Consider the following 13,222-nt stretch of genomic DNA (forward strand, 5'->3'; position numbering starts at 1 on the left):
ACGTACTCGCGAGTAGCGTTGGCGCGTGGCGTAATTCGAGATTCGACGACTTCTGTTGCTACCGGCGGGTACATTACCGACGGGTACAACTCGAGCCGATCGGCTCGAGTTGGTTCGCTCGTCGCCGAGTGCGGTCTCCCTCACCTGTCGCCCTCGCTCGCCCGTGGCAGTCGCAGCGCGTTGACCCACAGCCTCGTCGCCGTCGCGAGCAGATCCTCGGAGTCCGCGGGTGGGAGGCCGTCTGCGGCGTCGACGACGAAGTGATTGAACGCGAGCCGGCTGATCATCGACGACAGTGCGCGCGAGGCGAGCAGGGGATCGAGTTCCGCGTCGGCCAGACCGCGGCTCTGCAGGCTCTCGATGCTGCGGGCGTTGCGCCTGACGAAGGCATCGGCGCGTTCACGGCGGAGGCGTCGGAACTCGGGATCGATGTTCGAGACCTGCTCGAGCAGCGCCATCAGCTTCGCGTTGCGGCGGTATGCCTCGAAGTACGCACGGTTGCTCGCGGCTATCACGGCAACCGGATCGTCGTGCGGGTTCACTCGCTCGGTTCCGGGATGCAGCATGTCGTCCCTGGCCTGCTCGAGCACTGCGGCCAGGATCTCTTCCTTGCTGGTGAAATAGGTGTAGAAGGTGCCGGCGGAGCATCGAGCAGCGCGGGTGATGTCGATCAACCGGGAGTCGAGGTAACCGCTGTCCTCGAAGACCCGACGCGCGGCGGCCACGAGCGAGGTACGGGTTCGCAGCCCTCGCGGGGTGGTCGGCAGCTCCCGATTCGGCAGCTCACGGTCTGGCTCCGGCGCGGCAGGCATTCAGTCTTTATACGTCATCGTCAGCGCGCGTCCGGGCGGATGAACCGGGAGAATCTCACCCCGCTGTCGAACTGGCGTGATTCGAGGTGCTCGAACCGCTCCGCGGGGAACGGATCGGGTCCGATTCCGGACGAGAACAGGCCGATGCCCCTGCCGAGCACGACGGGATTGACCTTGAGGAACAGCTCGTCGATCTCGGGCAGCAGTTGACCCGCCAGGTTTCCACCTCCGCAGATCCAGACGTCGTACTCGGAATCCTCGGCCTTCAGGCTCCTGACCAGTCCGATCGGATCCTCGTTCACGACGGTGACGGTGGGGTCGTCCGACGGTGCGAGGGTGCGCGAGAAGACGTACTGGCGCAGGTGGGGATAGGGACTGGTGATACCGACGTCGAGCGCCGGCTGCAACGTCTCGCGGCCCATGAGGAGGGTGTCGAATCGAGCGGGTGGACCGTCGAGGCCGAACATGGCACGAACGTGGCCCGGCAACGTCTCGGGCAGCTCGGCCACGATGGCGTCGAGATGATCGCCGTCGGGCACGAAGCAGTCGAAGTTGCCATCGGGTGCAGCGATGAACCCGTCGAGGGTGACGGCGATGTAGTAGACCAGGTTGCGCATTCGGCTCCTGTCGTGTTCGACGGGTGAGAACCCGTGGGCCTGCGGGGTATGTCGCTGTGGCGGATCCAGTGACCGAAGTCGGTCTTTGTGAACCAGCACTAGAACGTATTTTGTGTGCTCAGGACGCAACGAACAACTGGTTTTCAGCGGCTAGTCTGGCCCGGGTGTGCAAACACCGTCCCTGAAACGGACGACCATTCGAGTATTTGTGGGGAAACTGTGACGGCTGCAGCGGCTACCGGTCGTGAACACGACGACGAGCTCAAGAGCAGGGTTCAACGCCTGCTGCGCTTTCTTCGCGAAATCGTCGAGGCGCGTTCGAACCCGGTGCTGCGCTTCGACGACCACGTGCAGGTCGAATGGATCCATGCCGGTGACGTTCCCATGCAGCTCGACCCACGCGCCAAGCAGGGTGGTGTGGTGCTCCGTGCACCGCGCATCGCGGTCGACGATCCGCCCGAGCCGCCGGCGCTGCTGTCGGGTTGGCTCGACCCGCAGGTCGTTGCAGACAGTCGCTATCGCGAACTCGAGCTGGCCGACGCATCCTCGGTGACGTCTCGTCGTCGAGCGGAGGCGCAGGAGTCCGATGCCGACTTCGACATCCGCAAGGCCTACGAGATCAAGCAGGCCTTCGAGGAGTACTCGCAGTCGTGGAAGGAATGGGCGCAGGAGGATCGGGATCGGCGTCCGCAGGCCGCTCTGTACCAGGCTCTGCAGCTGATGATGCAGGAGCTTGCATCGCGACCCGAGTCGATCGAACTCGTGGTGGCCTCGGGGTTGCTGACCTCGAGCAACACCGATCCGCAGCGCAGCGTGCGCACTCACCTCATCACTCAATCGGCCAGTATCGAACGGGACGTGCGTACCGGTGATCTGCTGGTTCGCCTCGCCGCGAGCACCACGGCGCGGCTCGAGGACGGCCAGCTGCTGACCGCCTCGGACGATTTCGACACCTCCGGCTCGGTCGCCTTGGCACAGGAACTGCACGACACCGTCACCTCACCCATCGGGGCAGGCGTCGAACAGTTCCTGAGGAACTGGGCGTCGCGGGTGCCGCGGCACGAGATCGAGGTGCTCGATCGTCTCGGGCCGCCCGGGGCACTCGCCTACATCGACGACGACCGCACGCTCACCGTCTCACCTGCCCTCGTTCTGCGCGTTCGGGACTCGTTCGCACTGGTCGAGTACTACGAGCAAATGATCGCCGACCTCGAGTTCGCCGACTCTCCGGTACCGCTCGGGCTCGCTCAACTGGTCGATGCCATCGAGCCGGCCGATCGGATCGCGTGGCTCGAACGCACGGGAGCAGGGGAGTCCGCGGCACTGGCGGAGGACCCGCTGTTTCCGCTGCCGGCCAACGCCGAGCAGTCGCAGATCATCGAACGGCTGGGGCGTGACAGCGGCGTCGTGGTCGAAGGGCCGCCCGGAACGGGCAAGACTCACACGATCGCCAACCTCATGTCCGGGCTGTTGGCGCGCGGTCAACGGGTTCTGGTCACTAGTGAAAAGTCACAAGCTTTGCGCGTGCTGCGGGACAAGCTCCCGCCGGAGCTGCAGGAGCTCTGCGTATCCATCACCGACCTCTCCCGCGGTGGTTCCGACGAGCTCAACCGCAGCGTCGCGAAGATCGCCGAGCGCAAGACCTCCTTCGACGAGGCCAGCGAGGTGCAGAAGATCGAGGCACTGACGACGCAGCGCGCAGCGGCTCTGGCCAGGCGGGCCGAGTTACTCGATCGTGTCAGCGCGCTCCGCGAGTCCGAAACTGTTGTGCACGAATACGTTTCCGACGGATACGACGGCACGGTGTCGTCCATCGTGCGCAAGGTCAAGGCCGCCGAAGGTGCCCACGAATGGCTGCCCGGCCCACTGCTCGCCGATCGACCACCTCTCGACGGTGCCCAGGTCGATCAGCTTCGTAAGCTCATCGCCGGCTCCGACGGGACTCGAGAGCTTCGCTCGCGTCAGGTGCTGCCGCGTCCCGAGACCATGCTGCCGAACTCGGCCGAACTGGCGTCGCTCTGCCAGCGCGCAGGTGCGCGCATCGACGCTTCCTCGCCCCAGGCCGCCGACCTCGTGTCGTTGCTCGACGGCGTGGAACCGGCCGTGGCCTCGGAGATCAGGCATTTGTGCGAGGAGCTCGCCGCTCGGGTGCGAGCGGTCGTCGCACTCGACGGCTCGTACCTGCGCCTGACCGATTCGGTGCTGTCCGGCGAGGCCGCCCACCTGTGGTCTCGGGTCAGCGGAATCGACGCGATGGTCGAGACGGCCGCTGCGTCCGATCGCTATGTCGGTGCGCACGATGTGCAGTGCTCGACGAGCTCACCGGCGGCACTCACGGCGATGGATGCGTTCGCCGGCGCGTTGGAGTCGGGTATCGAGTGGAAGCCCCGGTTCCGCCGCAGCGAGGAGCAGAAGGCCGTCGAGGCACTCGATATCGTCGCTACCGTCGACGGGCAACCTGCGACGACCGCGATGGCTGCGCGTCTGGTGGCCGAACATATTCGCGCGCTCGAGACCGTGCAGACCGCAGCGGTGCTGCTGGCCGACCTCGCGATCGTCGTTCCGCTCGACGGCACACGGTCGATTCGCGTCAACAACGTGGCGCGGATTGCCGACAGGCTGGGTCTGGTGTCTGCAGTCGTCGCTGCCCGCGACGCCCTGGTGCACCGGCTGTACACCATTTCGCCTGCGGCACCGTGGATTCGGAGCCTGGCCGACGCCCGGGAAGTCGCCGGGGCCGCCGACGCCATCGCCACGCGTATCGACATCGATGCCGCACGCGCCGAGCTCGACGCCCTGCAGTTCGCGGTAGCCACTCGCATCGACGCCGGGCCGTCGCCCGAGGGCTCGAATCTGGTGAGTGCGTTGAGCACCGCGGATCCGTTGGAACTGGCTGCCGCCGTTGCGGCGTATTCGCAAGCGTGTTCCGAGCAGGAGGATCAACTGCTGCTCGAATCGATGTCGGCGTCGCTGTCCGAGGTCGCACCCGCGCTGTTCGACTTGGTCAGGGACACCGCTGGCGACGTCGAATGGGACGAGCTGAGCTGGCAGATGTCCAAGGCCTGGGCGTGGCGTCGGGCACGCGAGTGGGTCGGCGAGCAGCACCACGGCGGTCTCGAGCAGCAACTCGAGGCGGAGTTGGCCGCTGCGGATACCGACATCGCCTACCTCACAACACGTCTCGCCGCCGCCAGTGCCTGGCGCAACAGTCTGGAGCGAATGACTGCAGTCGAGGTGCGGGCGCTGCAGACCTACCGCGAACACATCTCCAGCATCGGTTCGGGAGCCGGTAAGTACGCCGAAACCTACCGCAGTGCAGCACGATCGGCGATGCGTGAGGCGCAGAGTGCCGTGCCCGCCTGGGTCATGCCACTCTCGCAGGTGCTCGCGTCCATCCCGCCGGTGCCGGGCAGTTTCGACGTCGTCATCGTCGACGAGGCGAGCCAGGCCGACATCACCAGTCTTTTCCTGCTGTACCTCGCACCCCGGGTGATCGTGGTGGGCGACGACAGACAATGCGCGCCGGCCGATGTTCCGCAGACCGGCACACTCGAGGACGTGTTCGATCGGTTGGACGTCTACCTGCCCGATCTACCGGAACACGTGCGTGCGACGCTGACCCCGAGGTCGAGCCTGTTCTCCATGCTGCGCACCCGGTTCGGTCAGGTGGTGCGGCTGCGTGAACACTTCCGCTCGATGCCGGAGATCATCAACTGGTCGAGTCAGCAGTTCTACGGAGATTCCCCGCTCGTTCCCGTGCGGCAGTTCGGTGCGGATCGACTACCGCCGTTGCGGCACACGTACGTTCGCGGAGCGACGGTGACCGGAAAGAACGCCTCACTGGTCAACCGGACCGAGGCCATCGCGATCGCCGACCAGATCGCCGAGTGCCTCGAAGACTCCGCGTACGACAACCTGACCTTCGGAGTGGTTGTGCTGCAGGGCCAATCGCAGGTCGACGAAATTCGCAACGAGTTGATCAAGCGGATCGGTATCGAGCAGTGGGAGCAGCGTCGACTTCGCGTCGGTACGCCGCCGGACTTCCAGGGCGACGAACGAAACGTCGTGTTCCTGTCGATGGTGGTGGCACCCGATCAGAATTTCGCCACCCTCACCGCCAATCAGTACAAGCGGCGGTTCAACGTGGCAGCGTCGCGGGCACAGGATCAGCTGTGGCTCTTCCACTCGGTCACGGTCGATCGTCTCAAGCGAGCGGACCTGCGCAACTCGTTGCTGAGCTACGTCACCTCCGTCTCGCCCGCTCCGGCCGATCCCATGCCGGTCGATGTCTCGCGCGAGGTCCGCAAGGCCCCCTTCGAGACGTTGCTCGAGCAGCAGCTGTGGAACGACCTCGTCGAGAGAGGTTTTCACGTCAATCCCGGTGTCGAGGTGAACAACAGGCGTCTCGCCCTGGTCGTCACCGGCGACTCCTCGCGGCTCGCCGTCGAGTGCGACGGCGACACGTTCCTGTCCACCCCCGCTCAGCGGTTGGCGGATCTGCAGCGTGAGCAGGAGCTCAAGCGGTGCGGCTGGACGTTCTGGCGGGTGCGTGAATCCGAGTACTACCTGGACCGCGAGGCGGCGCTGGAAAGCCTCTGGGCCACGTTGGCCCATCTGGGAATCAAGCCCAACAGCGTTGTCGTGGAAGGTCTCGAGAGCTCGGACGAGTCCTGGACCCCGGTCCCACTCGAGTCCTCGCAGTTCGACGATTCCGGCGTCTTCGAGACGTCCACGCACGCAGACTCACCCGCGCGCCACGAGTCGGTGCTGTCTCTGTGGACCATGCCGCGCATCGACATTCCCCCCGAGGAGCCGTCCGCATCGCAAGCTCGCGGAGCCGACCGCGAAGGATCGGCACCGACGACAACCAACGGTTCCGGAACCACCGACCGAGCTGGAATCCAGAACGGTTCGCGACCGACCAACGGTTCGGGAATGACGAACGGTGTGTCTCCCACCAACGGTGCCGGTCGTGTCAACGGCTCCGGAGGTGCCAACGGTGCCGGGGCTACCCACGGATCCGGTACCGGGGAGTCCGACGGTTCCGATGGCACCGCTCGGCCGATCGAGTCCTCGGCACCGAGCCTCTCGACCACCGAGATCGGTGAAGCCACGAACAGCACGACATCGGCCACGGACCGGGTCGGGGACGCCGAAGAGCCGGTCGCACAGGAAGAGCCCGTCGCACAGGAAGAGCCGGCCGCTCAGGACGACGCCGCGGCAAACGTCGAGTCGGCCGAGCTCGATGGAGCCGATCCGGTCGAGACGCAGGGCAATTCGACGGAAGCAACGACCGATGACGCCGAGCCGAGCGGCCTCGAGGCACCCGAGGACGAGGACATCGCAGAACACGAATTGCCGCTCAACGGACTTCGCGGATACACAACCCGCCGTCGGCCGTAGCTCCCGGCGAGCAGGCTAAGTGCCCGCGCCGAACCATCCGAAGCCGACGTAGTCTTGGCCTCGGATTGCGCACGCACGAGTGAAGAGGGTTCGACGCCGATGACAGATCGACAGACGCAGCGCCCGGAACAGTCGGTCTCACCGGACGGTTCGACGCGACCGCGAGCTCGGCGGGTTGTCGTTCCGACCGTCGTTCTCGTGGTCTGCGCTGTGCTTGTCGGCCTGCCAGCCTGGACTGTCGTGTTCGCGGGCGCGCAGTGGCCTGCGGCTGCACAGTCGGTCGGCTCTGCGGTTGCGGTCGCGGCATTCGTGGCACTGCCTGCAGCGATGTATCTGGGTCACCGGCCGAGTGCAGAGGGGGTCTCCAAGGACGTGTGGGCGCGCATCGGAGATGTGCTGTTGGGCTTGGCTTGGATCGCGTTCGTGTGGTCGGCACTCTCGCTGCTGCTGCGGCTCGGTCTGTGGGTGGCCGGGATAGACGACCCTCTTCGGTCACGGATCGTCGCGGTGACGACGCTGATCGTCGTGGTCGTCCTCGCACTGTGGGGCCATTACGAGGCGATGAGAACGCCCCGAGTGCGACACACGACCGTCAGGATCGACCGGCTCGGAGCTCGATTCGACGGTCTACGAGTGGTTCTCGTGACCGACACGCATTTCGGCCCGCTCGATCGAACGACGTGGTCGCATCGTTTGACCGCCGCCGTCAATGCGCTCGAACCGGATGTGTTGGCCCACGTCGGAGATATCGCCGACGGCTCTGTCGATCGGCGTCGAGCGCAGGCTGCGCCGTTGGAGGCAATGCTCGCGAGCGCGGCCCGCGTGTACGTCACCGGCAACCACGAATACTTCGGCCACGCGCAGGAGTGGCTCGATCACATGGACGACCTCGGATGGAACTCCTTGCACAATCGCCACGTCGTGCTGCATCGCGGTGACGACGCATTGATCATCGCGGGCGTCGACGACGCCACCGCCGCTGGCTCGAGTGCACCCGGCCACGGAGCGGATCTTGTTCGCGCCCTTGCCGGAACCGATCCGTCGATGCCCGTGCTGTTGCTGGCGCATCAGCCGAAACAGATCGGCGACGCTGTCGACGCCGGCGTCGATCTGCAGGTCTCCGGGCATACGCACGGTGGTCAGATCTGGCCGTTCTCGGCGTTGGTTCGCCTCGACCAACCGGTGGTGCACGGTCTGAGCAGACACGGTGCGCGAACTCAGCTCTACACCAGCCGCGGATCGGGTTTCTGGGGCCCGCCTTTCCGGGTGTTCGCGCCCAGTGAGATTTCCGTTCTGACGTTGGTCGCCGGCTGAGCGCGCGATACCTGGCAGTATCGGTGGGGTGAAGAGAACCGAAGAGGTCGTCGTTGTCGCAACCGATCTCGACGGCACCCTGCTGCGTTCGGACCGAACTGTGTCGGCGCGAACAGCCGCCGCGATGGCTGCCGCCGACGCAGCCGGAATCAGGGTGGTGTGGGCCACCGCTCGCGCGCGCCACTCCATCGACGAACTCGCTGCGTCGTGCGGATTTCGCGGCACGGCGATCGGTGCCAACGGGGCTGTGGTCCTCGATCTGTCCGACGGCTCTCCGGCCATCGTCGGCACCAGGTCGGTACCGGCCGAGACGGTGGCGTCGGCCAAGTCGGTTGTGCGCTCACTCGTCCCCGGAGTTGCCTTCGCAACCGTGGGTGCCACGCGATTCGTGGCCGAGGCTCGGTACGCCGAGCTGTGCGTGTTCGCAGACCATCACCGGCAGCCGCACGAGATGGAGCTGTCGGAGCATGGCTTGTCGATCGACGTCGAGCCGACCGTCAAAATCGTTGCCCGGCACAGTGATACGACGAGTGAGGAATTGTACGAGATCGTTGCTGCGGCGGGGGTGGACGGAGTGGAGTTGACGCACTCCGGTGCCCCGTACATCGAGATGTCCGCGGCGGGAGTCTCGAAGGCCAGTGCGCTGCAAGAGTTGTGCGAGCAGTGGGGGATATCTGCCGGTTCGGTTGCGGCAGTGGGGGATGCGCGCAACGATCTGCCGATGCTCACCTGGGCGGGTACGGCGTTGTGTCCGTCGAATGCCGCGGAGCCCGTGCGATCCGTCGTCGATCGAGTCCTCGAATCCAACGACGACGACGCCGTTGCGCGCTATCTCGAGGAGCTCACCGCGCGCCCAACGAAACTGTAACGTCCGGTCTGCTCGTCGCGACGCTGTATGAGAGGCTGGCCCCATCATCGGCAGAAGGACACCAGTGAGCTATCCAGATTCGGGCGACCCCTCGCAGCGCGCGTACGGACAGTACGGCGCGCAGCCGAATCCATCCGATCGAGTCCTGCCACCGCCTTCGTCCGGTCCTGGTGCGCCGCATTCTCCGGCGACGGCGCAGCCGAGTGGGTACGGCGCGGTTCCCCGGCCGCCGGTGTTCGGCACCGGTGGCTTCCCTGGTTCGCCTCCACCTGGACCCCCGAGAAAAGGGAACGGTGGCATCTGGATCGTGGTGGCCGTTCTGACTGTGGTCGCAGTGATTCTCGGCGGCGTGTTCGGTTGGTTCATTCTGCGTGACGACGCAACTCCGGCGGTGGCGTCGGGTGCTGCACCATCCTCGGCAGTGTCCGACGGCGGTGTTCCAGGCGGTGAAACCGCACCGACTGCCGAGAACTCACCGCAGCCGGGCCCGGCCACTCTGCCTGCGGGCGCGCAGACCTGCCCGGCGACCGTGGCGTCGAGCAGCGGACTTCGAGGCTCGGCGGTGGGGTCGACGGTCACGTCGTGTCCGTTCGCAGAGGAAGTTCGGTTGGCCTACACCAGGGCCGGTTCGGATCGGAATTCGCGGACCGTGGTGGCCAGCAGTCCGGTCACCGGCAAGCGGTACGACATGAACTGCGTCTCGTCTGCGCAGTTGGTGACGTGTACCGGTGGCGAGAACGCCGTTGTCTACCTCTTCTAGTTCGGCGCGCCGCGTCGGACGAGTCGGAGCGGTGGCTCTCGCGCTCTGTGCTCTGGTGTCCGGCTGCACCATCGCCACCGACGACGGCCCCGCGTCCGAAGCGCCCCTCGTGTCCGAAACATCGGCTGCTCCTGTGCCACCGGTGTTTCCACCGACGTCCGATGCGGAAATATGGACCACTGCGCCTCCTGTCGAGCCGCTGCCGGCAGAGGATCTGGCCGCGGAGTTCGGCGCACTCGAGTCGACGGCGGGTGGGCCCATCGGCCTCGCTCTGGTTCCCGTCGGTGGTGGCCCGCCGACAGTGCTCGGCACCTGGACTTCCGGTGCGGGGTGGTCGACGGTCAAAGTGCCACTGGCCGTAGCCGCAATTCGTCGCGGCGGGGACACGGTGGTTGGCGACGCCACCGCCGCCATCGAAAGCTCCGACAACGCAGCTGCCGAGAATCTGTGGGGTTCGCTCGGAGATTCCGCTGCCGCAGGTGGCGCAGTCGAAGCGGTTCTGCGGCAGGGCGGTGACGCGGCCACTGCGGTGCAGAGGGAGCGGATCCGTCCTGAATTCAGCGCATTCGGACAGACCGAGTGGTCGACGCAGGATCAGGCAACGTTCGCGGCGGGCCTGTCGTGCATTCCGGACGCTGCACCGGTGGTCGAGATGATGAACAGTGTTGCGCCCGAGCAGCAGTGGGGCCTGGCGAAGATGTCCGATGCTGCCTTCAAAGGCGGCTGGGGGCCGAGCGTCCGAGGCGGTTACGACGTCCGGCAGGTCGGTATCGTCACCACTGTTGCCGGTCGAGTCGGTGTGGCGATTGCGGCGCAACCGAATTCGGGTTCGTTCACCGACGGAACAGCAATGCTCGACGCGGTCGGCAGCTGGTTGGAGTCGCACAGCAACCAGCTCCCTGCCGGTCACTGCCTCTAGGACCTGCTGACGAGCGGACCGGCGCGGGTAGCCTCTGGCGTGTCTGTGAATCGTGCACCACGAAAGGCATTGCTGTGAACGACGCCCTGTCGACGGAATCGTCCGAGCCCACCACGATCGCCGAGTACCTCGACGCACACTCGTTGCGCGTGTCGCCGCTCGACGGTGCCGCGGCGGCCGAGCTGGGCATCACCGTGCCGATTCCTGCGGGATGGCAGACGCTCGATCCCGCACAGTTCCCAGGGGCGACCCAGGTGATCGTGGAACCGAACCTCGTGGAGAACGGTTTCGCGCCCAACGCGGTGCTTCTGGTCGGTGCGTTGTCGCGCACGATCGACCCGGAAGCGTTGATGGCATTGGGTTTCGGCGACGGACGTGCGATGCCCGGATGGGTGGAGCGCGAGGCGAGTACAGCGTCGTGGCTCGGCTGGCCGTCGCGATTCATTCGGGGTACGTACGTCGCGCAGCAACTCGAAGCCGCGGTGACGACGCGGTATGTCGTGGTAGGCGTCGATACTCAGTACCTCGTGCAGTTGACGGTGACGACGTTGGCGTCGCAGCTCGATGCGTTGGCCTTCGACGTCGCCGCGATCAACGACGGTTTGACCACGAGTATGTAGAAGACCGCGAGCCCCTGTGTCCGACGCGCAGGTCCGACTAGGGTCCTTTCCATGTCGATGAGAACCGGTCGCGTCCGGCACCTGTCGGTGGTGCCGAATTTGTCCGACACCGACGAACCGGCCGACGACAGCGCGACGGAAGCCACTCGGCGACGCTTGGTGAACCTGGTGCTTCGGGTGACCGTGGATCACACTCGTCCACAGATTTGGCGTCGGGTGCGGGTGCGCTCGGATCTGCTGCTGTCCGAGCTGCACGCGGTTCTGCAGAGTGCTCTCGGTTGGGAGGACCGGCACCTGCATGCGTTCAGCGTCAGGACCGCCGGTGCCACGCGTCGATTCGAGATGGAGGAAACGCTCGACGACGAACCGGACGACGACGCGTCGAGCGAGGAGCGAGTGCGGGTCGACGACGTACTCACTGCACCGGGGTCCACGATGACGTACGAGTACGACTTCGGTGACGGATGGACACACACGATCCATCTGGAGCAGATCGATTCCGATATCGACGACCTCCGATCCGTCTGTCTCGACGGGGCGCGCGCCTGCCCACCCGAGGAGTCCGGCGGGCCTTCGCGGTACGCCCAGTCGCTCGAGATTGCCGCCGACACGTCCGATCCCGAGCACGCGGCGCTCATCGCACGATGGGGCGCGGGCTTCGACCCGGCTCGATTCGACGTCGATGCGGTCAACGCGGTGTTGCACTCGTTCGACGTAGGGCGTTCGGTGCTCGCCGAAGCGGTGGCCGCGGCCCCAGCCATCGGAAAGCTGTTCGACCGGGTTCGTCCTACGGAGGTGCCGTCACTGATGGCGTTGCTTCCGCGATGCGAGCTCACCATCGAGAGTTCGGTCGATCTGCCCGTCGCAGCTGTGGCGATGGCCAAGTTCACGTGGTTTCTGGACAGAATCGGTGATGACGGAGCAGAGCTGACCGGTGCCGGCTACCTCAAGCCCGCGTTCGTGGCGGCGATTCGTGAGGAACTGGACTGGGGGCTGGGGTGGGTAGGGCCGAGCAATCGCGAGATCGACCATCATCAGGTCAGCGATCTGCGCGACGCGGCGCGGCACCTCGGGTTGACCCGCACATCGAAGGGCAGGTTGCTGCGCACCAAGCTCGGAGCGGCGTTGGCCGAAGACCCGGTCGGCATGTGGCGGCATGCGGCGTCGCGACTTCCTCTGGGGAAGGAGTCGTACGAGACCGACGCAGCGACTCTGTTCCTGATCTCCCTCGCGGCATCGGCATCTGCGACGCATCGCAACGAGATGTTGATCGAGACTGTCGCCGAATTGGGTTGGGCCAGCGAAGATTCCGGTGTGTTCGACGCTCAGTTCGCGGCGCAGGCCACGGTGAGCTTCCTCGATCTCATCGGTGCCCACGGTCCGCGGTTCTATTTCCGTCAAGAGGTATCGGACTCGCCGAGCTGGTCTCGCAGGTTCGCGCGGGACGCATTGCTGAGCTGAGCCGCCGAGAAGCGGTCTCGAGGACTGCCGAAATGTGGCTCGGGCGACGGATGACCGTCGCTGAGCAGGCGATTTGCGTTGGTGTGGTTGGTGGCGTAACTTTTGTCGAGTCAGAGCGACGGACACCGACCCGGTCTTCACGGACTGGGTGAACGAGGTTGGACGTGTGGCTCGGCAGGTTTTATCCCCCAAGAGTCGGGCCTTGTGTCCGAGACCAAGCTGGGATAGGCTGGAACAGTTGCCCTTGAGGCCGACGGACTGTGTGTCTGTGGGTCGAGAGTGTGTGCGTGTTCTTTGAGAACTCAACAGTGTGTCGATGAATGTCAGTGCCGAAATATTTTGTTTTGGTGAAAGCATTCGATGTATCAATCATCCGCTTGTGGTGGTTGTTGTCGGGTGTTGTTTGAAATGCTAGTTGAGTTTTTCTGCTAGTGATTTGACTTGATGT

9 protein-coding genes are annotated in these 13,222 nt (G+C 65.4%); 7 read left to right on the forward strand and 2 right to left on the reverse strand.

Annotated features, from left to right (window positions below; all coding sequences use genetic code 11):
• Window positions 1-140: 140 nt before the first annotated feature.
• Complete coding sequence (locus AB0362_RS22405; RefSeq protein WP_068053330.1) at window positions 141-812, reverse strand: TetR/AcrR family transcriptional regulator; 672 nt, start codon at window positions 810-812, stop codon at window positions 141-143.
• Window positions 813-832: 20 nt separating this feature from the next.
• Entirely contained in the window at window positions 833-1,429 is a 597-nt protein-coding gene (locus tag AB0362_RS22410; protein WP_317810564.1) for a dihydrofolate reductase family protein, read from the reverse strand.
• Between the two features lie 219 nt (window positions 1,430-1,648).
• Between AB0362_RS22410 and AB0362_RS22415 the strand changes: the two genes are divergently transcribed.
• From AB0362_RS22415 to AB0362_RS22445, 7 genes are all read left to right on the forward strand, one after another.
• Window positions 1,649-6,832 (forward strand): AAA domain-containing protein, encoded by a 5,184-nt coding sequence (locus AB0362_RS22415; protein WP_317810562.1) that lies wholly within the window; start codon window positions 1,649-1,651, stop codon window positions 6,830-6,832.
• 99 nt (window positions 6,833-6,931) lie between these two features.
• Window positions 6,932-8,146 (forward strand): metallophosphoesterase, encoded by a 1,215-nt coding sequence (locus tag AB0362_RS22420; RefSeq protein WP_317534344.1) that lies wholly within the window; start codon window positions 6,932-6,934, stop codon window positions 8,144-8,146.
• A gap of 28 nt (window positions 8,147-8,174) precedes the next feature.
• A complete protein-coding gene (locus AB0362_RS22425; RefSeq protein ID WP_317534343.1) occupies window positions 8,175-9,014 on the forward strand; it encodes a Cof-type HAD-IIB family hydrolase in 840 nt (279 codons plus the stop codon).
• A gap of 64 nt (window positions 9,015-9,078) precedes the next feature.
• On the forward strand, window positions 9,079-9,774 hold the full coding sequence (locus tag AB0362_RS22430; RefSeq protein WP_317534342.1) for a hypothetical protein: 696 nt from the start codon (window positions 9,079-9,081) through the stop codon (window positions 9,772-9,774).
• Window positions 9,758-10,693: a hypothetical protein gene (locus AB0362_RS22435; protein WP_317534341.1), complete on the forward strand. Its 936-nt coding sequence runs from the start codon at window positions 9,758-9,760 to the stop codon at window positions 10,691-10,693. The genes AB0362_RS22430 and AB0362_RS22435 overlap by 17 nt, the downstream gene beginning before the upstream one ends.
• A gap of 74 nt (window positions 10,694-10,767) precedes the next feature.
• Complete coding sequence (locus tag AB0362_RS22440; protein ID WP_317534340.1) at window positions 10,768-11,313, forward strand: LpqN/LpqT family lipoprotein; 546 nt, start codon at window positions 10,768-10,770, stop codon at window positions 11,311-11,313.
• Window positions 11,314-11,364: 51 nt separating this feature from the next.
• Entirely contained in the window at window positions 11,365-12,774 is a 1,410-nt protein-coding gene (locus AB0362_RS22445; protein ID WP_317534339.1) for a plasmid pRiA4b ORF-3 family protein, read from the forward strand.
• The last annotated feature ends 448 nt before the right edge of the window (window positions 12,775-13,222 follow it).

The organism is Rhodococcus sp. NPDC079359 (genome assembly GCF_040702585.1).
Classification (GTDB): Bacteria; Actinomycetota; Actinomycetes; order Mycobacteriales; family Mycobacteriaceae; genus Rhodococcoides.

Bases quoted from the DNA above. Each gene is read 5' to 3' on its own strand.
- AB0362_RS22405 (WP_068053330.1), bottom strand. From the start codon at position 812: ATGCCTGCCGCGCCGGAGCCAGACCGTGAGCTGCCGAATCGGGAGCTG.
- AB0362_RS22410 (WP_317810564.1), bottom strand. From the start codon at position 1,429: ATGCGCAACCTGGTCTACTACATCGCCGTCACCCTCGACGGGTTCATC.
- AB0362_RS22420 (WP_317534344.1), top strand. From the start codon at position 6,932: ATGACAGATCGACAGACGCAGCGCCCGGAACAGTCGGTCTCACCGGAC.
- AB0362_RS22445 (WP_317534339.1), top strand. From the start codon at position 11,365: ATGTCGATGAGAACCGGTCGCGTCCGGCACCTGTCGGTGGTGCCGAAT.